This window comes from Clostridium sp. UBA871 (assembly GCF_002295255.1).
Classification (GTDB): domain Bacteria; phylum Bacillota; class Clostridia; order Clostridiales; family Clostridiaceae; genus Clostridium_J; species Clostridium_J sulfidigenes.
This window is the reverse complement of record NZ_DBFV01000007.1, coordinates 375,691-399,577: the sequence shown is the minus strand read 5'-3', so window position 1 is coordinate 399,577 and position 23,887 is coordinate 375,691. Positions and strand designations below refer to the sequence as shown.

Genomic DNA, 23,887 nt, shown 5'->3' with positions numbered 1-23,887 from the left:
AACTTGAATAAAGAACTATTTAGAAAGACAGAAGGTAAGCTCTATAGTTATTTTAGAGAGAAAAAAGAAATTAATGATATTAGGGTTAGAATAGAACAGTTAGAAAAGCAAATTGAATCCATAGAATATGATATTAAAAATACTAATATTAAAATAGACTATCATCAACCAGGGATGGGGATTAATGAGAGAGTACAAACAAGTACTAATAGTACAAGCTATGCAGAGAGTGAAATAATGAGAGCTATAGGAAAACTAGAAGAGGAAAGGGCTATTAAGATAAGAAATCTATTTAAACTTAAAGCTAAGCTTAGAGATACAGAAAGTTTTATAACTCATATGGAGCAGAATTTAAAAGACTTAAGTCAAGAAAATAAAAAGTTTATAGAACTTAAATATAGAGATAAAATGAAGGTTAATATTATAGCTGAAAGATTAAACATAGCTATAGCTACAGCTTATAGAATGAGAGATGACTTAGTGGAAGATATAGCAAAGCATGAAGGGAGCTTTCTATATTAAAATTTTGAGAAAAAAGTGAGAAAAGAATGAGAATATATATAGGATTACAGATGTTATAATTGTATTGTAAAAGAAAGTTGAATTCCCCATAAACCCCAATATTTTAGAGACACTTATAGGAATATAGGTGTCTTTTATTGTAAAGTATTATAATATATTGTAAGATAGTAGTAAAGGGGGTAGGGAAAATGTATAAAGTAACAAGGCAACTAAATGGAGAGCTAAGATGTAATGTTGAGTGTAAAATATGTAATTCATCATTTGAGTTTATTGATGATAAGAATGGGTTTGCCATAGTAAAAAATATAAATGTGGTAAATGGGAAAAATGAATCTATGACACTAGATATAACAGCAAAGTGTAATATCTGTGGCTACAGAACTGTATATCATGGTGAATTGGAATTATAAAAACTAAGACCTCTCTTTGTAGAAAGGTCTTTTATTAATATTAATGCATCATCTATTATAGAAATAAATTATTTAACTAATTCTCTTATTGCTGAAACAATAGAACTAGTAGACCAATTAACGATTTTGTCAGCATTATCAGTCACATACTTAGGTGTAGGTCCTTGAGACTGGCCATATGGATTTATAGCGAGAATAGGTTTCTTCATACGCTTTGATTCATCAATTTCATATTTCATCCAATCACTATAAGCAGTATACATACCAGATATAACAATAGTAATTTGAGAGGGTTTAATTTTATCGGTTATTTTATTTGCTATTGCTGGATTAGTTAAAGGTGTACCTGGTGGAAATAAAGGTTTTTCCTTTGGAGCAGAATAGTTGTAATATGAAAAATTATTAGCAGCGTCTAGCAATTTTACTAATCTATCATAATCATCTCCATATTTCCAAGCGTGGCTAATGAAAAGTCTATAGTCATATAAAGTTGGCATTTACAATCATCCTTTCTAATTTAAAATAATTAGTTTATAGTAAAGGAGGCAAAAGCATGACAAGTGTAAAAAGATTTATAAAAAAACAAATTATAATAGAAGCATATCAAACTGATAAAGAAATTATAATACATACATTAGAGGGTGATATGAAAGCTGAAGTTGGTGATTGGATCATCAAAGGCGTAAATGGAGAATTATATCCATGTAAACCAGATATTTTCAAAAAAACTTATGATCCAATCGAATAATTTTTTTCAAGTATACAAACCCAATCTTTATGTTCTTCATCCATAATACATTCACAATTTGTTATAAGTAATTTTAATGCATTATCAGAAATGTCATAAGGAGTACAATTGTTTTCAAATAAAATTTTATGTGTTTTTAAAGATTCACATGTGCTCCTATATTTTAAGCTAATCTCCTGTAATTTATTAAAACATATATACCAAGTACAAATATTAATACATTGACTTAGAAATGTAATAATAATCTTAAATATATAAGGGTAATTATCTATAAATAAAGTGAATATAGGTATAAGGGACGAGCAAATTGCAGAAAAAAAGCTTATTCGGAGTAGTTTTTTCTTTGCTAAATTACTTTTTCTATCATACCAATTAATTTGATCATTTAATCTAGAATTTATATAATCATTTTCCATAAACTCACTAATGCTCCTTTAAAACAAACTTATATTATAAATTTTACAATAAATACTATAAATTTGCAAGTTTTGAAATATAAAAGGTGAAAAACATAATTTTGAAGTTGAAATGATATATATTTGTTGTAAAATGTTTGTGGGGAGGGGATAGTATGGGTAAAGTTAACTTAGTATTAGGCAAATTTTTTTGTAAAGATTTATTGAGTAGAAAAGAAAGAAAGCGAATAAAGAGTTATAATGAGTTATTAAAAAGTATAAAGTTGTATTATGAAAAAAAGGAAGTTAAAAGTGAACTTGAAGTAATGCTTATAGAACTTGAAAGAAAAAGGGAGAAAATTAAAATAGGTATAGATTATGCGTTATTATTTTCGCAGATGTCGTTAGTTATTACAGTTATTATTAGCATGTTGAACTTTAGTGTTATATTAGACAATAAATATGAAGCGGAATATTTAAATGAAATTTCAAAAATTGAGGATATCAAGAATCAATGTTCAATGAAGATATTGGAACTTGATTATAAAATAGAAACAAGTACAGATTTGAAGGATAAAGAGGCTTTAGAAAAGTATAAAAAAGAACTTCAAAAACAAGAATCTAGAGACAATAATAATCTAATTAGTAAAATGGATAGTATGAATGATAATCCATCAACAAGTATTAGTTTTATTAGAATAATAGAAAAATTTATATATAGCTTTGCAATTTTTATGATATCTTTTATGACATGTATAGAACTTGGAAATATGTACAAGAAAACAAAAAGAGATTATATGGATGATAGAATAAAAATAGTTAAGCAAAGAATAGAAAAACTTTGAATGAAATAAGATTAATAAAAGAAAGAAGGTGAGTTCATGGCAAAGTCAAAGTACGAAACTAATGTTAAAGATAAATTTTTATTAGTAGAAGCATGGGCAAAGAATGGGCTTACTTTAGATAATACTAAATCTAATATAAAGGCACTATAGAAATATAGGTGTCTTTTATTGTTATATTTTAGAAGGTATTGTAAGATAGTTATGGGAGGGGAGAATATGGAAGATCTTAAATATGAGGACTTTGTTAGAGGTGCTTTTGGTAATGTTGAACGAGGTGAAGACCCAGCTCATTTAGCAAATCAGGATTATATACGTAACAAGAATGATTTTGCTCTAAATAAAGCAAAGGCTGCGGTCGCTTACTCTATCGCAATATATAATAACAAATTTTTTGAAGAACAAAAAGTTTGTGATGCTTATGAATTTGTGGCAATGAATGATTATTTAGTAAAGACGTTTAATGTTAAATCGTATAGCGAGTTAGAAGCAATAATTAATGTATATAATGCTTTTATGAGAGAGGTAGATTTTAAAGATAATAACAGAAAAGCTATGAGAGTTGATGTAACTAAGATTGATAGACCTGAACCATGGAGATAATAATTAATAACTAAGGAACTCTAGTAATAGGGTTCCTTTTATTATAGAAAGTGAGGTGGCATTATGGCCAAGCTAACACCAAAGCAAAAGACCTTTTGTGATGAGTATTTAATTGACTTAAATGCCACACAAGCAGCAATAAGGGCAGGATATAGTCCAGATAGTGCGAAGGAGATAGGCTGTGAAAACTTAACTAAACCTAATATACGCACATATATAGACAAAGAAATAGCTAATAGATCTAAAAGAACTGGAATAAACCAAGATAGAGTAATAAGAGAACTTGCAAGGATAGCATTTGTTAATGCTAATGATGTTATAAATATGGATGAAGCAACACTAAAAGTAGATGCAAGTGAAGATGATACTGCTACAATTGCATCAGTAAAGGTTAAAACTATACCAACTAAAGAGGGCGAAGGTGTTGAGAGGGAAATAAAGCTTGCTGATAAACTTAAAGCCTTGGAGCTCTTAGGTAAGCACCTTGGTATGTTTAAGGAAAATATAAATATAAATGCAAATGTTAATAGTACTAAGAAGTTAGATTCAATACTAGAGCAGCTAGGTGATGATGACAATGAGTGATGATTATAAGTTATCACCTAAATATAAATCATTCTTAAAGCATGAAGCACCAGTGGAGTTCTTAGAAGGTACAACAGCAGCTGGAAAAACAACAGTAGGAATACTTAAGTTCATGTTAAAGGTTGCTAAGTCATCTAAGAAAATGCATGTTATAGCATCCAAAACAACAGGTGTATGTGAAAAGAATATAATCCAAAAGGAATATGGTATTACTGATGTATTTGGAGATTTAGTAAAGTATAACGGTAATGGTGATAAGGACAATAAGATACCACATATTAGATATCAAACGCCTAATGGCGAGAAGATAATTTATATACTAGGTTATGATAATGCTGATAAATGGAAGATGGCTTTAGGATCACAATTTGGATGTGTACTTATAGATGAGATTAACACAGCAAGTATAGAGTTTGTAAGAGAGATATGTACTAGAAATGATTACTTAATGGCTACACTTAACCCAGATGATCCTAACCTAGATATTTATTCAGAGTTTATCAATTGTAGCAGACCATTAGAAAAATATAAAAAAGATGTGCCAGTAGAAATATTAGAGCAACTCAATTCAGAAGAGAAGCCTAATTGGACCTACTGGTTTTTTAGTTTTAATGATAATGCATCTTTAAGTGAAGAGGATATAGAGAAAAAGAAGTTAAGTGCTCCTAAAGGTACAAAACTTTATAAGAATAAGATACTAGGTTTAAGAGGTAGAGCTACAGGACTTATCTTCTCTAACTTTGAAAGAAAGCCTCATGTAGTTAAAAAAGAAGAGGTTAAGAAGTTAATAAGAGATAAGAGCAATGAGTACCAGAAAGAGTATTTTGTTATATTTACAAGTGGACTTGATACAGCATATTCTTCTAATAGTCCTGATACTATATCGATGAGTTTTATAGGTATAACTAATAAGGGTAATTGCTATGTACTAGATGAAAAGGTATATAACAATGCTAAGTTAGCGGTGCCGATAGCTCCAAGTGATACAGTTAAGAATTATATAGATTTCTTAGAAAGGAACAGAGCTGAATGGGGCTTTGCTAAAGATGTATTTATAGATAGTGCTGACCAGGCTACTATAACTGAGTTCATGAAATATAAGAGGTTGAATGGATGTATTTATAACTTTAATAATGCATGGAAGAAAACAACCATTATAGATAGAATAAACCTTCAGTTAGGATGGTTTGCACATAATCAATATTATGTACTAGAGCATTGCAAGGAGTACATCAAGGAATTAGAAACTTATTCATGGTTAGAGGATAAGGACAATACACCAGAAGATGCCAATGACCATATGGTGAATAGTACTCAATACGGATGGTTGCCTTATAAAGAGAAGATAGGGGTGAGAAATAGATAATGTTTGATAAGTTAAAGAATGGGGTGAGAAAAGCGGTGAGAAGTTTTTTAAATATACAAGAAGCACCTGATTACAATTTCATGATACAAGAAGGTATGAACTATGAGGCTAATGCTTTTAAGAATATGATTTGGTATAGGGGTGATAGCTATGAGTTAAATCAACTCTATAAGCAGATGGCAAACTATAATTATTCATTCTGGGGGAGCGTACCTACTGTAGGATTAGAAATAAGAAAGATACACACTGGACTACCTAAGATAATAGTTAATCAGCTTGTTAATATAGTTCTAACTGACCTTAACATAATAGAGTTTAAAGAAGTAGCTAAGAATGACTTATGGAAAGACATTGTTAAAGAAAACAAGTTCAATAAGTTATTAGAGAGAGCTACCAGAGAGGCTTTGGTAGTAGGTGATGGTGCTTTTAAAATATCATTTGATTCTAATGTATCTGAGTTACCTATATTAGAGTTTTATAGCGGTGAGAAGATAGATATTGTATATGACAGAGGAAGGGTTAAAGAGATAGTATTCCAGACCAACTATACAATTAATAAAGCAGTCTATACACTTCATGAAACTTATGGGTTTGGGTATGTGACTTATAAGTTATTTAGGGGTGATAGTGAAGTTAATCTTAATAGTATACCTCAAACAGAAAATTTAGTTGATGTAACCTTTGATAAATCCTTTTGCATGGCAGTACCATATATGATTTATGAGAGTGATAAATGGGAAGGTAGAGGACAAAGTATATTTGATAGTAAATGTGATAACTTTGATAGCTTAGATGAAACCTGGTCCCAATGGATAGATGCATTAAGAGCTGGTAGAGCTAAGACTTATATTCCGGATGATTTACTACCTAGAAACCCTAATACAGGGGAGATATTAAAACCTAGCTATTTTGATAATAGATATATTCAAACTGATAAGAGTATGAAAGAGAATGTTGCATCTACCATAGATACAGAGCAACCTACAATACCTACAGAAAATTATATATCAACCTATGTAACTGCATTAGACTTATGTTTACAAGGTATAATAAGTCCTTCTACACTAGGAATAGATAATAAGAAATTAGACAATGCAGAGGCACAGAGAGAAAAAGAAAAGACAACGTTATATACCAGAAATAAGATTATAGAGTCTATAAGTGATATGCTACCAACACTAATTGATTCAATATTTAAGGCCTATAATACATTGTTAAAGCAACCTACAGAAGATAGTGTTATAGAGGTTAGTTTTGGAGAATATGCATCACCTTCATTTGAAGCAGTAGTTGAGACTCTTAGCAATCCTAATACACCTATGAGTATTGAAGCAAAGGTAGAAGAGATGTGGGGAGATTCTAAAACAGAAGAATGGAAAAAAGAAGAGGTTGATAGGATTAAAGAGCAGACTGGAATTGCAGTAATGGATGAACCTTCAGTACCTGGATATGATGAAGTTAATCTAGATAACGAAAATGGTCTAGATGGTGAGATAGATGGACAAGAATAATTATGATATAAGAGCAATCTTTGAGAAGATGGAATTAGAATTAATATCTTCTATGAAGAGGGCTTTTTATTTTCATAAGAGAGAAGAAAAGAAAGAAGGCTTCTCATGGGAACAATGGCAGCTAAGTAAACTTAGAGCTTTAGAGAAATATAGAAAAGAGAATAAGAAAATTATTGATAGTTATAGCGGACCAGTACAAGAGTGTATCGACAGAGAGCTTCAAGGCAATTATAAGAAAGGTCAAAATAGAGTTGCTAGAGCTATTAATAAAATAAGAGCTTTTCTAAGATTTAATAGAGGTGATGTAGGTATTCCAGAAGATACCTCTGAGAAACAAAAGGTAAGGGAGTATATTGCAGCACTCACTGGAAGAAAACCTAGAGTACCTCAAGAAGAGAGTTTCTTTGGGGTAAATGAAAAGAAATTAAATGCATTACAAGATACAGTAACAAAGGATATAGGGAAAGCTAGTGCTGCAGTATTAAGAAAAATGGATGATGTTTATAGACAAGTTATATATAAAGCTGAAATTAATATGTCAGCAGGAGTTAAGACATTAAACCAGGCTATAGACATGGCAACAAAGGAGTTTCTAGCTAGTGGTATTAACTGTGTAGAGTATAAAGATGGTAAGAGGGTTAATATTGCTTCATACGCTGAAATGGCACTTAGAACAGCTAGCCAAAGAGCTACATTCTTAGGTGAAGGTAGTAAAAGGGATGAATGGGGAATATATACCGTTGTTGTTTCAGCCCATGCAAATACTTGCGAGAAGTGTTTACCATGGCAAGGTCAAATACTAATTGATGATGTGTTTAGTCATCCAAGTAAAGAATACTTAGAAGAGAACAAAGGTAAATATAAGTTAGTAAGTGAAGCAATAGAGGGAGGGTTATTACACCCTAACTGTAGGCATACATTAACAACTTACTTTCCAGGCATAACTCAAGTACCTCAGGCACAGGATGAAGAAGAGGCTTTAAGTAATTATAAAGCTGAACAAGAGCAGAGACATATGGAAAGACAGATTAGGAAATGGAAGAGATTTAGAGAAGGTACTTTAGATGAAGATAATAGAGCTATGGCTGATTCTAAAGTTAAAGAGTGGGAAAGTAAGTTACAAGAACACTTAAATAATAATAAGCAGCTTAGAAGAGATAGGATTAGAGAAGAGGCAGACATAAGAAGTATTCAAGAGATAAACTATAAGGTGGATACTAAAGAATATGCAAATTATAAATCAGTTTTAGGGAATGAATCACCAAAAACATTGGAAGAGTTCCAGAATTTGAAGTATAATGATAGTAAGTCTTGGGGGAGAGTTCAAACACAATATAATGATAAGCAAGTAGTTAATTTACTTAATGAGAACAATATAGAATATGTTGAGAAAATGAGTGAAAAACAGTTTATTATTAAGAACTATAAACCTAAATTAACAGTAATGACACAACATGCTAAAGATAATTTGATGGATAAATCAGATAGGGTAAATATGACATTAGAAAATGCACAAATGTTCATAGATAATGCTAAAGTAGTTATTTATGAATCAAATAGAAGAACAGTTAAGTTTATTTCACAAGACGGATATTCAGCTTTGAATCTAAAAAATGAGTTAGTTACTGCAGTTCCCAGAAGTGGAGAAATAAGTATAATAAATATGTAAAGGAGGAATAGTATAATGCCATCAGCAGATTGTAAGAAGCATTGTCCATTATTAAATAGAAAAATTACAAGAGCCTACTGTATGGAGATTGGTGATGTAAGAAATGATGATATGGATATTGAACATATAGAAGATGAATTCAATATTGATGAAGCAAATAGAATATGTGAACAATGTGGTTGGGATAAAACCCCAATAGATTAATAAGCACTTACTTAGATAAAGAGTAGGTGCTTTTATTATGTTTAAAATTAAGGAGGAATGAAAAATGGAATTAAAAGAAACGATATCAATGATGAATAGTGAGGACTATAAGGAGAGATTCAAGGCTGAGTATTTACAAGCTAAGATTAGATATGACAAGTTAGATGCTATGACAGTGAAGTACGAATCAGGTACACTTAATTTTACGTCTAGTTGTTCTTTGGAATTATTAAAAGAGCAAAAGAAGTATATGGGATGTTATATCAGATGCTTAAAGATTAGAGCAGAAATAGAAAAAATAGATTTGAAAGAAGTTGAGAAAAAAGCTTATGAAACAGCAGATAAAGAAGTTGTAATACCTTTAGGAAATATAGTAGGACTTGATAAATTAGCTAAAGGTATTACAGATGGGATTATATCAATTAAAGAACCAAATATCATAATATTGATAGATAGTAAAGAAATTGCCCTAATAGCTTTAGATCAACTTAGGGAAAAGCAAAGGCAAGCGAGTGTAAGGGTTATTAATATTTAAGTCTTAGAAAACTAAGGCTTTTTATTATGCCCAAAACTCTTAAGGCTTTAAACTGTGAGGAATGCTGACGAGCTAAACGGATTAGTGGACAACACTTTAAAATGGGAGGTAGTTTATTATGTTAAAAACAAAAATGTTAGTCAATTTAGGATTATGTAGGTATAAACCATTACTTTCACCAGATGATGGAACTGGAGCCGGTGGAACTGGTGATGTTATTGAAGATGGTGAAGGAAATCAACAAACTTCATCTATTGACTATGACAAGTTAGCGAATATCATCAATAAAGGTACTCAAAGTAAGGAGAATTCTATATTGAAATCTTACTTTGAACAACAAGGAATGTCCCAAGAGGATATTAACCAGGCTATTAAAGATTTTAAAACTAATAAGCAGACTAAAGCACAAGAGCAAACTACCACATTAACAACACTTCAACAGGAGAATGAACAGTTAAAGGCTCAAATAGTTAAAGCTAGAGTTGATGATGTAGCTTACAAACAAGCTTTAGGACTTGGAATTGAAGCTAATACAATTCCTTATATTACTAAGTTAGCTGACTTATCAAAAGTAACCAATGAAAAAGGTGAGATTGATGAAAATTTAATAACAGCTGCACTTAATAAAGTGTTAGAAGATGTACCTCAATTAAAAAGTACAAATCAACAGAATAATAAAGGGTTCCAACAAATAGGTGCTGGAGCCAGTGGTCAAAAGTCAAGTACGGATGATGCTTTAAAAGCTGCATTCGGATTAAATTAATTAAATTTAGAGGAGATGATTTATAATGGCAGTATATGATTATGCTGAACAATTTACAAACTTACTACAACAAAAATATGCAAAGGAACTTTGCTCTGATGACTTAACAAAGAGTAATTTAGGAGTTCAATTTATTAATGCACAGGTAATTAAGTTACCTAGAATGTCTTTAAGTGGATATAAGGACCACTCAAGAACACCAGGATTTAATGCTGGAACAATGTCAAATGATTGGGAGGCTAAGAAGTTAGCACACGATAGAGATATAGAATTCTTTATTGATCCAATGGATATTGATGAAACTAATTTAACTTTATCAGTTGCTAATATTCAAAACACATTTGAGACTGAACAAGCTATACCTGAAAAGGATAGTTATAGATTTTCTAAGTTACATGCTGAGCTTACTACCCATAAAGCTTCTAGTATAGATTCTACAGTTATTGATGCTGCAGTATTCTTAGATCAGTTTGATGAATTCATGGCTAGAATGGATGAAGCGGCAGTTCCTCAGGAAGGTCGTATTTTATATGTCACTCCAACTATGAATAAAATAGTTAAGACTGCCCAAGGAATTGAAAGAAGTATAACAGTTACGACACCTAATAGTATTAACAGAAAAGTTCATAGTTTAGATGATGTAGCTATTAAGATGGTGCCAGCTTCTAGATTAAAGAGTAAATATGATTTTACGGATGGGTGTATTGCTGATCCAACAGCAAAACAGATTAACTTTATCCTAATACATCCTACTTGTGTAGTATGTAGAGATAAATATTCTTATATCAAGTTATTTACTCCTGGCACTGACTCAAGAACAGCTGATGGATACTTATATCAAAATAGAAATTATGGTGATCTATTCTTACTAGAAAAGAAGGTAGATGGAGTTGCCATGAACATACAAGCATAGGAGGGATATTTATGAAGGCAAGTAAAGGAAATAAGGTTTATACAATAGATGAAACTCAAAAGAAATCTTATGTGGTACAAGGGTTTGACATATTGGATGATATCGGAGAAATAATTCAACATGGAGCAGGTAAAACTGTTCCCTATGATAAGTATGTAGAACTAGAAGAGAAAGCTGCAAAGTTAGAGAAAGAGAATAAAAAGCTTAAAGATGAAATTAAGGAATTAAAGAAGGGTGCTTAAGGGTATCCTTCTTTCTATTTAAGGATGTGATCAGATGTTTTATGTAGATGAAAACTATTATAAAACTACTTATGTAGGAGAATTTAGTGATGAGCCTAGACTTAAAAGTTTATTAAGTAGAGCTTCAAGGCAAGTTGACTCCATGACATATAATCGTATTGTTGGTATTGGATTTGATAATATAACAGAGTTTCAAAAGTCTTGTATAAAAGAGTCTATATGCTTACAAGTAGACTTCATAGGAAGGTATGGAGAATATATAGATACCCCTCTTAGTGGATATAGCATAAATGGTACTTCACTTAGTTTTAATACTGAGTCATTAAATGGGGTTACTACTACAAGAGAGATAGTAAATATACTAAGGCAAACAGGGTTTACTTGTAGGAGGATATAATTATGGGATTTAAATTACCATTCCCTAAATGGACTTTAGTAACTCCAATAAAAATATATCAGACATATACCAATGAAGATGGTGAGCCTGTAGAGACTCTTATTTTTGATGATAAGTGTAATTACTCAGAATCTACTAAAAGAGTTAGAAATGAGAATGGTGAGCTTGTAACATTAGTAGGTAAAGTGATATGTATAGGAGATATAGCACCTCAACACAACAGAATAGAAGGTTATGTTAAGGTTAATGGAGTTAAGATTAATATATATAAATCTGCTAGACCACGTAATCCGGATGGCTCTATTTTCAGTACAGAGTTGGAGTTAGGATAATGAGTGTAAAGGTAACAGTTAAATTAAATCAACAGAAGATTAATACCTTAGTTGAAGCTCAGAAAAAATCTTTAGAAATGACAGGAGAGGCAACCAAAAGTGATATTGTAACTTCTGCTGTAGTACCTAAACAAACTGGAGAACTTGAAAGAAGTGGATTTGTAGATACTTCTCAAGTAGATAGTGGCAAAGTAGGCATTATATTCGATACCCCATATGCTAGAAGGTTATATTGGCATCCAGAATATAACTTTCGTAAAGATAAGAATGTAAATGCTCAGGGTAAATGGATGCAGGACTATATAGATGGTGATAAAAGAAAATTGATAAGGGAAAATTATAAAAAGTTCTTAAAAATGCTTAGTAAGGGGTTGATAAAGTAATGTTACTAAGCGAAGTAAGAGAGTTTTTAAAAACTAAAATAGAGAGTCCTCAGTGGTATATTGGAAAGATAGATAATAACAAGGAACAATGTATAGGAATTTATGGAGTGATAGGACCTACTCCTAAAATAGCTATAGGAGGTTTAGAAAATACCACCTATAATACCAAGGCTGTATCTATATTAATACATTGGACTAAGAATTGTAACACTGCTGAAATAAAAGCACAGGAAGTTTATAATTCTTTATTCGGCCAGGATGGCACCATAGGGGGTAAAAGAATAATTAAATTTGATATGAGGACACCAGAGCCAGTAGGAATAGGTACTGATAGCAATGGTGTCTTTGAATTTGTAATTGAAACAGTAATTTATTATGAAAGGTAGGTAATTATATATGGCATTTAGCGGAGTATTTCCAGTATATAATTTAAAGTTTAAAATTGGTACAAAAGGAAAGGCAAGTACAGAGCAAGATATGGTAGCCATATCAGAAATGGAATCTTTCTCTATATCTATAGATGGTACAGTAGAAGAATGGACAAGTATGACTAACTCCGGATGGGCAAGTAGCTTAATGACCGGGAAAAAATATACTATAGGTCTTAATGGCAAAAGGTGCGTGGGTGATCCAGGTAATGATTATGTGGCAAATACTGCTTGGAAGGATGGATTAGACTGTAGTACAAAAGGAGAGGTAGAGTTTCCTGATGGGGCTAAGTTAACATATGACTGTGTTATAAATGTTAAGAACGTAGGTGGTGGAGATAGCACAAATGTAGCACCACTTGAATTTGAAATGCAAGGTGATGGTAAACCAACTTATACACCAGCAACTATCATACCATAATAGTATAAAATAAGGGAGGAATAATGTAATGGCAAGAGTATATGATATTATACAGAGGTTAGAAAATGGTAATCAGAAACCAGTGGTAAGAGTAGATACAGATCATGAATTTAAAATAAACAATTCAAAAGCAGCAGCATTTAAAATTATGGCTATAGCTGAAGATGAAACAATAAAGGATCATGAAAGATTAGAAAATATAATTAAGGTGGCTTTAGGTAAAGAGGAATTTAATTATATAGAGAGTTTAGAATTAAGTATGCCAAGTTACAATACTATAGTTAATGTAATAATGGCAGCTATAAGTGATGTAGAATTAGAAGAGATTGAAATTGAGGCACAGAAAGCTAAAAAATCTCCCAGAAAATAAATGGTATGATTTATTTGAGGACTTTGATTTAATAGAAGCAAGCTTTGCAATGCAATATAATATAAGACTTAGAAGTGATGATATGACCTGGAGTGAGTTTTCAGCATTATTAAAAGGAATAATGCCAGAAACACCTCTAGGTCAAATTGTTTCTATTAGAAGTGAAGAAGATAAAAACATGCTTAAGAATTTTACCAAAGAACAACATAATATAAGAAATGACTGGAGAAGTAGAAATAATAAGGTTAGAGATATGTCGGCAGAAGAGAAGGAAGAAGAAATTAAAAAAGTACAAGAAATATTTTCAAAAGCTTTTGGATAGTATATACTTAAATTAACAAAAATGTTAGTGAGGGATATATGTATGCAAGACAGAAGTTATAAAGTAGAATTTTTACTTTGTGTATTTGGAGGAATATTTGGACTGCATAAATTTTATGAGAGGAAATATTCTCAAGGGATATTATATTTTTTAACTGTTGGATTATTTATTTTCGGATGGATTATAGATATATTTAAACTATTCCCATATGCATTCGTTTATAGTGCAGATCAAATAGAAGAGTATGAAGCCTTGAAGATAGAAAAAATAAAAGAAAAAGAAATTGAAAAACAAGAGAAGAAAAAAGAAAAAGCTGAGATGAATAAAGTCAGAGTTGGACAATTTATTCAAGAAAAGATTTTAGAGCTTGAAGGTAAATTAGGTAAAAAGATAGTATTATATGATGATAGAATAGCAATAGATATGGGATATTTACCATTTAGTAAACACAGGGAAAAAACTATATCAATAAGAAATATATCATCTATAGAGGTTAAAAAACCTAGTCTATCATCTGGGTTTATACTATTTCAAATTATTGGAGAAGAAAGTAAATCTAGAAAAAGCATAGATGATACACCTAGTGATAATGAAGTGTTATTTGGGTCAATGGACAAATATAGGATAGCATTAAAAATAAAAGAATATATAGAGAATTATGCTTCTGAATCAAGAAGTTATAGTGGAAATGATATAAGTAATGCAGATGAATTATCAAAATTTAGGAAATTGCTAGATGATGGAATAATAAGTAATGAGGAATTTGAAAGACAGAAAAGTAAACTATTAGGTTGATAAATAATAGAGAAGGCACTTAGATTAAAATCTAGGTGCCTTTTTAATGCAAGAAAGGAGGTATTACATGAGTGATAGTGTAGGAAAAATTAGTTTAGATTTAGAGGTTAAAAGTGATTTAGGGAAGCAAATAAGTTCAATGAGTGGACTTATAGCTAAGAATTTAAAAACATCATTAAATTCAGGTACAAAGACTATGTTTGATGGAATGAAGAAGAGCGCTAATGATGGAGTTAAATCTTTAGATTCTGGTGTTAAATCTACTTTGAAAATAATGAAAAACAATCTTAAAAACACAATGAAATCTGTTTTTGAATCAATGAAAGAAGTTAAGATGCCACCTATAAAATTTCCTAATAAGATGGATGTAATGAAACCTAAGACTACTAATATTCCAAAAGCAAATACTAGAAGAGGTCCACCGGAAGATATTGAAAAACTAAAGGATATGAAAATAGGTAAAGTTCAAACCTTAGATATAACGGATAGGCAAATAGATAATTTAAGAAATAAATTAAAAACTCTTAATGATCAACTCAATAATACTTTTAATACAAAAGGTAGAAATAAGTTAGAGGGAACTATATTATCGACTGAAGCTAGAATGAACTCCTTAATTGAAAAATCAATAAGGTTGGGTTCAGAAATAACAGAACTAGACTCAAAGATAACAGGTGTAGGTACGAGGTCAAACGGTATAGGTATTGCATCTCAAAACATAAGTAAATTAGGAAGAAATGCAGTTGGAGCTAATGGAAGACTTAGTAGACTTTCAAATGCATTAACTCAACTAGGGTTAGGGGCAAAAAGAACGTCAAGTCATTTAGGTGGTACAAATAGTCAATTAAAGATGATTATAAGGTCTATGGTTACGTGGGGTATGATATTTCCGTTAGTCATTAGAGGTATAACAGCTATGGCCACATCATTAGGTCAATCACTTATGACTAATCAACAATTTGCTAATTCATTAGCTCAAATAAAATCTAATTTAATGGTTGCATTTATGCCTATATATCAAGCCATACTTCCTGCTATTAATGCATTAATGAGTGCGTTAGCTACAGCTACAACTTACATTGCTAGTTTTATAAGTGCTATATTTGGAAAAACATATCAACAGAGCGCACAAGCAACTCAGGGACTTATAGGCGCTAAAGCAGCTATGGGTGCTTATGGTAATGCTACGGAGAAAGCTGGCAAACAAGCAAAGAAAGCACAAGGCAGTCTTGCTGGATTTGATGAAATAAATACATTAAATATGGATAATGGTTCTGATAATGCTGATGGTGGAAGTGGAGGAGGTGGCGGCGATATACCGACGTTGGTAGCCCCCCCACTTGATATAGCTCCAGTGGATAGCGCAATGGCTGAATTAGCTCAAAAGGTTAAAAGGGTATTTGCAACAATATTTCAGCCTTTTAAAAATGCTTGGGCAAAAGATGGAGCTAGTGTGATGGCTGAGGTTAAAAGGGCAGTTGAAGCTACGAAAGATACGTTTAAAAACTTTTATAATGTTTTATCAACTCCACCTGTGCAACTATTTATAGAGAATATTGCAAGAATAGGATTATCTTTAATTAAGTTAGCACTAAGTATTTATAGAGAATTTATATTGCCTATAATAAATTGGTTTATAAGTATTCTACCTGGAGCAGCCAATGGACTAAATCCTATTTTGGATGCAGTAAGAAGATTTATTGACTACTTAGCCTCTAATGGGGAATTACTAAGATGGATTTGCAGTTTGATATTAGGCATTGTAGTAGCATTTAAAACTCTAGTAATTGCATTGCAAGTTATTAAATGGATAGAAGGAATAAGCACTGTACTAGAGATACTTGCTACTAACCCCATAATATTAGTAATAGCTGCTATAGCAGCATTAATAGCTATGTTTGTAGCGTTATATGCAAGTAGTGAAAGCTTTAGGAATAAGGTTAATGAAATATGTTCTGCTATTATGGAGTTTTTAGCGCCGGCATTTGAATTTTTAAAAGAGAAAGCAATGGATGTATGGAATAATGCACTAGTACCCTTTGGAGCTTTCTTAATAGATTTGTGGAAGACTGTATTAGCACCTTTGGCTAAGATAATAGGAGAGATTTTAGTAATAGCTTTCCAGGCTGTAATGGATATTGCTAAGAGCTTATGGAGTAATGTGCTAAAACCATTAGCTGACTTTATAGTTAGTATATTCATAAAAGCTATACAAGGTATAATAGAAATTTATAAAGCTTGGAAACCAGTTATACAGGTAATTATAGATATTATATTATTTTTATGGAATAATGTTTTGAAGCCATTGGTTAAATTTATTGTTAGTGTATTTTTAAGTATCTTCAAAGATGCATTTAAAACAATAGGAAGTTTAATAGGTGACCTTAAGAGAATATTTGGTGGAATAATAGATTTTATAACTGGTGTATTTACTGGAAATTGGGCAAAAGCATGGAGAGGAGTTACGGATATATTTGGTGGAATAATGGGCGGATTAGGGAAAATACTAAAATACCCATTAAATGCAGTAATATCATTAATAAATGGTGCAATAGGTGGAATTAACAGTTTATCAATTGATATTCCTGATTGGGTCCCAAAGTATGGCGGTAGTCACTTTGGTTTAAGTATACCTAAAATTCCTTACTTAGCTAAAGGAGGAATACTTGATAGTCCTACACTTGCTATGGTAGGTGAAGCAGGGAAAGAGGCTGTAGTACCTTTAGAAAATAATACTGGTGGCTTAGACTTACTGGCTAGTAAGTTACTTGAAAGAATGCCACAAGGAAATTCAGATAATGGATTTGGTGATGGAGATTTAATATTACAAGTAGATGGCTCTGTAATTGGTAAGGTAGCATTAAAACAGCTTAGGAAGATGCAAAGACAAGGTAATATAACATTAATTCCAACATAAAAGGAGTGGTAATATGCTTAAAGTTAATGGGGTGGCTATTGCTGCTCCTAGTAAATACGAAGTGACAATTCAAGATCTAGACGGAGAATCTAATAGAGTTGCAGCAGGGTATATGGTTAGAGATAGGATAGCAGTAAAAAGAAAAATTAATTTAGAATGGCCACCATTAAGCCAGGGGAAAATATCAACACTACTAAATGCAGTAAGTAGTGTTTTTTTTACGGTTACTTTTCCGGATCCACAACAAGGGATGATAACAAGGACAATGTATGTAGGAGATAGAACTGCTCCAGCGTATCAATATAAAAATGGAGAAGCAAAGTGGAGTGGACTTAAAATGAACTTTATTGAAAAATAGAAAGGATGATTTAAATGTTAAAAACAAATAAAAGTATTACACTAACAGGATATAGCATTATAGAAGATAAACAAGTAGCATACATGAATGCAACTATAAGTACTAATGGAGGAAATGTTGGGAGTGTAACAAGGAGCATACAAAACCAAGAATTGTATAATGCTAATAAAGTTGAAGTAAGAGCCGATATGGATGCATTTGATAAGCAACTCTATGCAATAGAAGATGAATTAGTAGGAGGTACTGTAAATGAAGCTTAGTAATGAAAGAATAGTAAATGATGCAGCAGTTTTAGGAGCAATATCCCAAAAGAATTTACCTATAAAAGTTTCTTATGCTATAGCTAAAAATATAGCAAAGATTGAAGCGGAGATTAAAGTCTACAATAAAGAAAGACAAAAGCTTATAGAAAAGTATTCGGTGAAAGATGAAGAAGGAAAACCATTAATAGAAGATAATAATATAAGGATTGCACCAGAACATGTTGAAGATTGGAACGTAAATATTAAGGAACTTCTAGCAATAGAGAATGAGATTGATATCCACAAGTTCCATATAGATGAACTTATAAACTCTAAGTGTGATATGAGTCCAGCAGAGCTACTGTTAATAGATTATATGATAGAGGAGTAATCTCCATGGCTCTTACTATAGAGAAAGGAGGTTAATTATGCAGACAATAAGTACAGATTATAAATTAGAAATAAAGAAACCGAGTAGATCCTTTGAATGTAAAATAACTATAGGTAATAATATATATACCAATGATGATATAGTGGATATTATTCTAGAAACTATACAACCAGGAGAAGGGTTTAGTATTGGTAATACACCTTCACAAACTTTAGATTTAACACTACTAAATAGGGGTGATATTATTTACTCTACTAGCCATGTAAAAGTAGAAATAGGCCTTAAAATAGGAGCTACAATAGAATATATATTAATGGGGCTATTTAATATTGATGATATAGAAAAGACTGACTATACAACTAAAATAACAGCATATGATAACATGATAAAGTTTGAAACTCCATACTTTAGTAATTTGACTTATCCAGCTAATTTACAACAAGTAGTTAATGAACTTGCAACTAAAACAGGAGTACAATTTACAGGAAGCCTTCCAGCTTATACAGTTAAAAAGTTGGAGGGCTTTACTTGTAGAGAAATACTTGGATATGTATCTTCTTTATGTGGGGGCAATGCTCTTATAACTAGAGCTGGAAAGTTTACTATAGTTACAACTAAGGATATAGATTACTCTATTACTCCAGATAACTATATTGATTATAAAAGAGAAGAAGTTAAATACAAGATAGGTAAAGTTAGTTGTAAAGTTGGAGATAAGGAATTAAATAAAGGGTCCTTAGGTATAGATTCTATGGAAGTTAAGTTTGAAAATCCATGGGTAACGGATAGTATTCTTAATGATATTTATACTAAGCTAAATGGGTTTGAGTACTTAGGTTATACAATGAAATGGCAAGGTGATATCTCTTTAGATGTAGGAGATATAGTTACTTGTACAGATATTAAAGGAGCAGTAAGGAAAATACCTATTCTATCTCAAAAGTTTACCTATAATGGTGGCTTAACTGCTGAAATAGGAGCCAAGGGGGAAACTAAGAATAAAAATAGTTTTAATTCTAGTGGAAGTGGCTCAAATAAGCTTGATAGAGTTGTAACTGAGCTGTTGATAGTTAATGAAGCATTAATTAATAAAGCTAACATTCAAGATTTAGAGGCTGTATCTATAAGAACACAAACTATTGAAGCTAAAACTGCAGCAATAGAAGTTGCAATTATAGATGTAGCTCATGTAAGTGATTTAACTGCAATTAATGCTAATATAGAAAAGTTAATAGCTGCAGATGCAACTATAGGCCAGGCTATTATAGGTAAGGCTAACATAACAGATTTAACTGCTAGTGTAGGAAGGATAGAGATATTAGAAAGTAGTGTAGGAGATATACAAACACTTGTAAATGGAAATCTTACATCTAATAATATCCAATCCTTAATACTAAGTTCGGATAAAGTAACTGTAGTAAATGGCTTTATTAAAAATGCTATGATAGAGAATTTAGACGTTTCTAAAATTCTTGCTGGAGATATTTCTACCAATAAATTTAGGATAAAATCCGATAATGGTGGAATTGAAATAGTAGGAGCTACACAACAATTTAAGGATAAAAATAATAGAGTTAGAATACAGATGGGGCAAGATGTTCTAGGGAATTTTAATTTTATTTTACGTGGAGAAGATGGAACTACTACATTAATAGACCACACAGGTATTAAAGAAAATGCTATTGCAAATGACTTAATTAAAGGCAATATGATAAGTGAAAATGCAGTAGGTGGTAAGCAGATAGATTATAATAGTTTCACAGAAGAGTTTAATAAAGATACTAATACCAATACTTTAAAATCTTCTAAGGTACTGTTAGATAAAAATAATCAAACATTGGATATAGCCTTTAATACGCTTACAACTAAAGTAGATGAAATTGAAGTTGGGGGTAGGAATTATTTTAGATCAGCTATGGTCTCGACATATTCTCCTTATAATATATTAAGCAAAGTTGAGGGAAGTACTATTACAACAACTTATAATAGAGCAACAACAATTAAATACTTTACAATCTCAATGATTGGATTCATACCACCTGAAGAGACGTGTACTATAAGTGGGTATATGAAATTAAATGGCATACCAATAACAAATTCCTTTTTTGCAATAAAGAAAGCTACAACTTATGGCAAAGAAGTTTTAAATTTTTATGTAGATGATACAACAGGATATTTCTCTATAACTCAAAATTGGAGTGGTGTATGGCTTATTCATACACAGCTTAATGAAAGTATAATTGTAGGCGATATTATTATAATCGAGAAGTTGAAGTTTGAAAAAGGCAATAAACCAACAGACTGGACACCAGCACCAGAGGACACAGATCAAGCTATAAATAATGTAAAAGAAATAACTACATCTAATACTACTGCTATAAATGTTCATCAAGGCAAGATAAGTGCATTAATAAGTAACACCACAATAGTTAAGGATGGAGTAACTACACAGTTAAAGGATGCTTATAATTCTACAGTTGCTACAGTAGACTCTATAAGTAATGTAATTAGTGAACACACTAGCACTATAGATGGCTTAACTGGACAGATTGGCCAAGTAGAAACAAAGACCAATGATATAAGAAGAGATTTAGACGGAACTATAGAAGTTATATCTCAGACAACAACTACTGCAAATAGTGCATTATCTAAAGCTTCAGAAGCACAGCAGACTGCTGACGGATTCTTACAAAGAGTATCTAATATAGAAACTAACTATGCTACTACCCAAGCCATGAATTCTGCTATAAGTCAAAAAGCTGATAGTATAAAATTAGAAGTAAGCAAGGATTTTGTATCTAAAAATGATGCAATTAATACCTATGCGACTAAAGCAAGCATGGAATTAACAGAGAGTCAATTAAGATTAGATTTTTTCTCTATAGATATAATAAATCTTTTAAGCAATTCAAGTTTTTCGAATAGAGAAACTACAGGCTGGAATATGAGTGGTATCGGATTATATACTGGTAATGATAATTTCTTTATGCCCACAGATGGGTGGAGAGCTTTCAGCTTAACTAGCGATAGGGGACTCTTATATCAAAAAGGTATGACAGGCGAAAGATTACCTAAAAGAAATTCACAGTATACTTTTTCTCTTAGCAGCATAACAGAAAGTAATATAGAAACATTTAGGCTATATATAGACTATAAGTTAGGAGCCAGCTATGTAGCTAATCAAGTCATCAATCTTAAAACTGGCTATAATACTAACCGATATTCTGTAACCTTTAGGACAAAAGATATTAATTATGATACCTTCTTATTATATATAGAGGTAAAACCTAAAGCTGGTACTACTGGATATAGAGTGTTTAGTATTGGACTACCTTGTCTATCTAAGGGTGAGAATGGTTCTTATACAGCAAGGCAAAATGAAGTTATTAGTGGTTCTACAGAAATTGATGCCAATGGAGTAACTATTTACAATGGGGCAATAGATGTTAGGAATAGAGCAGGTAATTCTGTTTTAAAAGGTGATGCAAATGGAAACTTAATGGTCAGAGGTAATCTTTATGCAGACCCAGCAAACCCAATTTTACACTTGTTTGGTGGATGCTCCCTTGATGCGACATATAACAATGAACAAGGTGTGGGAAGTGCAGTAAGGCTTAAATGGGATGAAAATAACTATATTCGTATTGGTACAGGTTCTACAGATATATATCAAAATGGTATTGCTAGGTTTAGATTTTATCCTAATTACTTGGATTGTAAACCACCAACTATTTACTTTGCAGACCAATGTAAAATAGATGCTAGTGCTGGTACATTTAGATTCTACATTTCTAAAAGCGTAGATACAGGAATAAGAATATCACCAGATGGGACTATTAGTTTTATGATTGCCGGAACACCTAGACATGTATTTAACACAAACGGAACGAAAGCTGGAGGAACTATAGTTGTAGACGGAACTACGCTTGGAATGTCTCCAATAGATAGTCCAAAGGTATTATTAGAAGATGTATTATTTGATATAGATATACAAGAAGAAGGAACTACAGTATTACTAGACAGCACATTCATTAAGACTATATCTACTTATGCAGTATTCTGTAGTAATCCAGGGGTAATTATAGTTTCTAAGGATAGAACTAGCTTTACAGTAAGAGGATATACCGGAAAAGTTGATTTTAGAGTGATAGGCTACAGAATAGGATACGAAGAACAATATTATCAAGTTGTTGGTTAAGAGATTAGGGAGACCTGGTCTCTTTTATTATGTAAAAAGGAAGGTGTAATATGGATAAAATATTAAACTACATTAAAGTAATAGTATTGCGATAAAAATTGATTATTTTGGAATGTATTATGTGGTATAATTTAACATAAGTTATATTGTTATAAGATAATCTAGGGGGAATTAAGAGTGAAACAATTTCTTAAAAAGCATATTCGATTAGTTATAGTGATAGTAGTATTATTTATTATTTATATGGGATATCTCACTTCCAAACAATCAGTTAACGTAGATGAAAAACTAGATAAAGCAATATCAGATTATATTCTTGATAAATTTGATGCTGGTTATAAAGAATTTGAAGCACATAAAATTTATGGTATTGAAGAAAAAGAGAATATAATTAATGTGTATATGTATTCATTATGCAGAGGATACTCATTAAGTAATAAAAAGTTTTATATGAAAGGGGAATACTCACATCCAGTATTCATGACTTTAAAGAAAAATAATGACAAGTATAGTGTTGTTGAATTTAAAGAGGCTGAGTATGGTATTAACTATGAAGAATCTATAATGAATATGTTCCCTAATGAATATGTAAAAAAAGCCTTATATGATACTGAATATTCTGCTGGATTGAGTGGAAATATAAGAAAACAAGCTAAGAGGTGGTTAAAGGAAGAAGGCAAAGATAATTTTTCTCTAGAATAAATTATATTTATATGTAAATTAAGATTTTTATATACCGTATTATTCAAATGAATATGCGGTATTTTATTATGCAAAAGGAAGGTGTAAGATGAGTGAAGCTGATGCAATACAAGAGGTGAGAGAAAGCTTAATTGAGATAAAAGGCTTACTTAAAAACATGAATGATACCAATGAACTTAAACTAAAAAACTTTGAGGAAAAGTTAAAAGTTGCAAACAATAGAATTTCAGATTTAGAAGATGCTAACAGATGGTTATGGAGAGCAGTTGCTGGAGCTTTAATAAGTGCAGTGATTGCTTTTTTAATTAATTTTAAATAAGAAG

Annotated in this window: 31 protein-coding genes; 29 read left to right on the top strand and 2 right to left on the bottom strand. The window is 31.3% G+C overall.

The window, feature by feature from the left end; all coding sequences use genetic code 11:
- Window positions 1-3 precede the first annotated feature (3 nt).
- Together B3086_RS12615 and B3086_RS12610 are read left to right on the top strand one after the other, a co-directional pair.
- The gene (locus B3086_RS12615; protein ID WP_346893551.1) at window positions 4-522 is read left to right on the top strand and encodes a transcriptional regulator; all 519 of its coding nucleotides are present in this window, start codon (window positions 4-6) and stop codon (window positions 520-522) included.
- A gap of 188 nt (window positions 523-710) precedes the next feature.
- Complete coding sequence (locus B3086_RS12610; RefSeq protein ID WP_346893549.1) at window positions 711-932, top strand: hypothetical protein; 222 nt, start codon at window positions 711-713, stop codon at window positions 930-932.
- Window positions 933-1,000: 68 nt separating this feature from the next.
- Here B3086_RS12610 and B3086_RS12605 read toward each other — a convergent pair whose 3' ends face one another.
- Window positions 1,001-1,429, bottom strand: a complete 429-nt coding sequence (locus tag B3086_RS12605) for a TIR domain-containing protein (RefSeq protein WP_346893547.1) — start codon at window positions 1,427-1,429, stop codon at window positions 1,001-1,003.
- Between the two features lie 56 nt (window positions 1,430-1,485).
- Between B3086_RS12605 and B3086_RS12600 the strand changes: the two genes are divergently transcribed.
- Window positions 1,486-1,680: a hypothetical protein gene (locus B3086_RS12600; protein ID WP_346893545.1), complete on the top strand. Its 195-nt coding sequence runs from the start codon at window positions 1,486-1,488 to the stop codon at window positions 1,678-1,680.
- Here the strand turns inward: B3086_RS12600 and B3086_RS18045 are convergent.
- Window positions 1,662-2,096: a DUF4231 domain-containing protein gene (locus B3086_RS18045; protein ID WP_414632289.1), complete on the bottom strand. Its 435-nt coding sequence runs from the start codon at window positions 2,094-2,096 to the stop codon at window positions 1,662-1,664. The genes B3086_RS12600 and B3086_RS18045 overlap by 19 nt on opposite strands.
- A gap of 155 nt (window positions 2,097-2,251) precedes the next feature.
- On the opposite strand from B3086_RS18045, the gene B3086_RS12595 reads away from it, so the two are divergent.
- The 26 genes from B3086_RS12595 to B3086_RS12470 all read left to right on the top strand — a co-directional run bounded on the left by B3086_RS12595 (window position 2,252) and on the right by B3086_RS12470 (window position 23,883).
- The gene (locus B3086_RS12595) at window positions 2,252-2,920 is read left to right on the top strand and encodes a hypothetical protein (RefSeq protein ID WP_346893543.1); all 669 of its coding nucleotides are present in this window, start codon (window positions 2,252-2,254) and stop codon (window positions 2,918-2,920) included.
- Between the two features lie 216 nt (window positions 2,921-3,136).
- On the top strand, window positions 3,137-3,520 hold the full coding sequence (locus B3086_RS12590; protein WP_346893541.1) for a hypothetical protein: 384 nt from the start codon (window positions 3,137-3,139) through the stop codon (window positions 3,518-3,520).
- 63 nt (window positions 3,521-3,583) lie between these two features.
- Window positions 3,584-4,105, top strand: a complete 522-nt coding sequence (locus tag B3086_RS12585; protein ID WP_346893539.1) for a terminase small subunit — start codon at window positions 3,584-3,586, stop codon at window positions 4,103-4,105.
- A complete protein-coding gene (locus B3086_RS12580) occupies window positions 4,098-5,471 on the top strand; it encodes a terminase large subunit domain-containing protein (protein WP_346893537.1) in 1,374 nt (457 codons plus the stop codon). Before B3086_RS12585 ends, B3086_RS12580 begins: the two co-directional genes overlap by 8 nt.
- Window positions 5,471-6,982 carry a capsid protein gene (locus B3086_RS12575; RefSeq protein WP_346893535.1) on the top strand — a complete coding sequence of 504 codons (1,512 nt, stop codon included), beginning with the start codon at window positions 5,471-5,473 and terminating at the stop codon, window positions 6,980-6,982. The genes B3086_RS12580 and B3086_RS12575 overlap by 1 nt, the downstream gene beginning before the upstream one ends.
- Window positions 6,969-8,651, top strand: coding sequence for a phage minor capsid protein (locus tag B3086_RS12570; protein WP_346893533.1), 1,683 nt, complete (start codon window positions 6,969-6,971; stop codon window positions 8,649-8,651). Before B3086_RS12575 ends, B3086_RS12570 begins: the two co-directional genes overlap by 14 nt.
- A gap of 15 nt (window positions 8,652-8,666) precedes the next feature.
- Complete coding sequence (locus B3086_RS12565) at window positions 8,667-8,855, top strand: hypothetical protein (RefSeq protein ID WP_346893531.1); 189 nt, start codon at window positions 8,667-8,669, stop codon at window positions 8,853-8,855.
- 64 nt (window positions 8,856-8,919) lie between these two features.
- Window positions 8,920-9,390 carry a crAss001_48 related protein gene (locus B3086_RS12560; RefSeq protein WP_346893529.1) on the top strand — a complete coding sequence of 157 codons (471 nt, stop codon included), beginning with the start codon at window positions 8,920-8,922 and terminating at the stop codon, window positions 9,388-9,390.
- A gap of 118 nt (window positions 9,391-9,508) precedes the next feature.
- Window positions 9,509-10,153 carry a hypothetical protein gene (locus tag B3086_RS12555; protein ID WP_346893527.1) on the top strand — a complete coding sequence of 215 codons (645 nt, stop codon included), beginning with the start codon at window positions 9,509-9,511 and terminating at the stop codon, window positions 10,151-10,153.
- Between the two features lie 25 nt (window positions 10,154-10,178).
- Window positions 10,179-11,066, top strand: a complete 888-nt coding sequence (locus B3086_RS12550; RefSeq protein WP_346893525.1) for a capsid protein — start codon at window positions 10,179-10,181, stop codon at window positions 11,064-11,066.
- 11 nt (window positions 11,067-11,077) lie between these two features.
- The gene (locus B3086_RS12545; protein WP_346893523.1) at window positions 11,078-11,308 is read left to right on the top strand and encodes a hypothetical protein; all 231 of its coding nucleotides are present in this window, start codon (window positions 11,078-11,080) and stop codon (window positions 11,306-11,308) included.
- Between the two features lie 34 nt (window positions 11,309-11,342).
- On the top strand, window positions 11,343-11,705 hold the full coding sequence (locus B3086_RS12540) for a hypothetical protein (RefSeq protein ID WP_346893521.1): 363 nt from the start codon (window positions 11,343-11,345) through the stop codon (window positions 11,703-11,705).
- Window positions 11,706-11,707: 2 nt separating this feature from the next.
- Window positions 11,708-12,037, top strand: a complete 330-nt coding sequence (locus B3086_RS12535; protein ID WP_346893519.1) for a hypothetical protein — start codon at window positions 11,708-11,710, stop codon at window positions 12,035-12,037.
- Window positions 12,037-12,420 (top strand): hypothetical protein, encoded by a 384-nt coding sequence (locus B3086_RS12530; protein WP_346893517.1) that lies wholly within the window; start codon window positions 12,037-12,039, stop codon window positions 12,418-12,420. The genes B3086_RS12535 and B3086_RS12530 overlap by 1 nt, the downstream gene beginning before the upstream one ends.
- Complete coding sequence (locus B3086_RS12525) at window positions 12,420-12,806, top strand: phage tail terminator protein (RefSeq protein WP_346893515.1); 387 nt, start codon at window positions 12,420-12,422, stop codon at window positions 12,804-12,806. Before B3086_RS12530 ends, B3086_RS12525 begins: the two co-directional genes overlap by 1 nt.
- Before the next feature lie 10 nt (window positions 12,807-12,816).
- Window positions 12,817-13,269, top strand: a complete 453-nt coding sequence (locus tag B3086_RS12520; protein WP_346893513.1) for a phage tail tube protein — start codon at window positions 12,817-12,819, stop codon at window positions 13,267-13,269.
- A gap of 28 nt (window positions 13,270-13,297) precedes the next feature.
- A complete protein-coding gene (locus tag B3086_RS12515; RefSeq protein ID WP_346893511.1) occupies window positions 13,298-13,639 on the top strand; it encodes a hypothetical protein in 342 nt (113 codons plus the stop codon).
- Window positions 13,602-13,961, top strand: a complete 360-nt coding sequence (locus B3086_RS12510) for a Gp15 family bacteriophage protein (protein WP_346893509.1) — start codon at window positions 13,602-13,604, stop codon at window positions 13,959-13,961. Before B3086_RS12515 ends, B3086_RS12510 begins: the two co-directional genes overlap by 38 nt.
- Window positions 13,962-14,003: 42 nt before the next feature.
- Complete coding sequence (locus B3086_RS12505; RefSeq protein ID WP_346893507.1) at window positions 14,004-14,756, top strand: NINE protein; 753 nt, start codon at window positions 14,004-14,006, stop codon at window positions 14,754-14,756.
- Between the two features lie 67 nt (window positions 14,757-14,823).
- On the top strand, window positions 14,824-17,673 hold the full coding sequence (locus B3086_RS12500) for a hypothetical protein (RefSeq protein WP_346893505.1): 2,850 nt from the start codon (window positions 14,824-14,826) through the stop codon (window positions 17,671-17,673).
- 13 nt (window positions 17,674-17,686) lie between these two features.
- Window positions 17,687-18,031 carry a DUF6711 family protein gene (locus B3086_RS12495; protein ID WP_346893503.1) on the top strand — a complete coding sequence of 115 codons (345 nt, stop codon included), beginning with the start codon at window positions 17,687-17,689 and terminating at the stop codon, window positions 18,029-18,031.
- A 14-nt stretch (window positions 18,032-18,045) separates the two neighbouring features.
- The gene (locus B3086_RS12490; RefSeq protein WP_346879298.1) at window positions 18,046-18,291 is read left to right on the top strand and encodes a hypothetical protein; all 246 of its coding nucleotides are present in this window, start codon (window positions 18,046-18,048) and stop codon (window positions 18,289-18,291) included.
- Window positions 18,281-18,664: a hypothetical protein gene (locus B3086_RS12485; protein ID WP_346879297.1), complete on the top strand. Its 384-nt coding sequence runs from the start codon at window positions 18,281-18,283 to the stop codon at window positions 18,662-18,664. The genes B3086_RS12490 and B3086_RS12485 overlap by 11 nt, the downstream gene beginning before the upstream one ends.
- 37 nt (window positions 18,665-18,701) lie before the next feature.
- Entirely contained in the window at window positions 18,702-22,862 is a 4,161-nt protein-coding gene (locus B3086_RS12480; protein ID WP_346893501.1) for a hypothetical protein, read from the top strand.
- A gap of 177 nt (window positions 22,863-23,039) precedes the next feature.
- A complete protein-coding gene (locus B3086_RS12475) occupies window positions 23,040-23,564 on the top strand; it encodes a hypothetical protein (RefSeq protein ID WP_346893499.1) in 525 nt (174 codons plus the stop codon).
- Between the two features lie 88 nt (window positions 23,565-23,652).
- On the top strand, window positions 23,653-23,883 hold the full coding sequence (locus B3086_RS12470) for a hemolysin XhlA family protein (RefSeq protein WP_150844901.1): 231 nt from the start codon (window positions 23,653-23,655) through the stop codon (window positions 23,881-23,883).
- Window positions 23,884-23,887 lie beyond the last annotated feature (4 nt).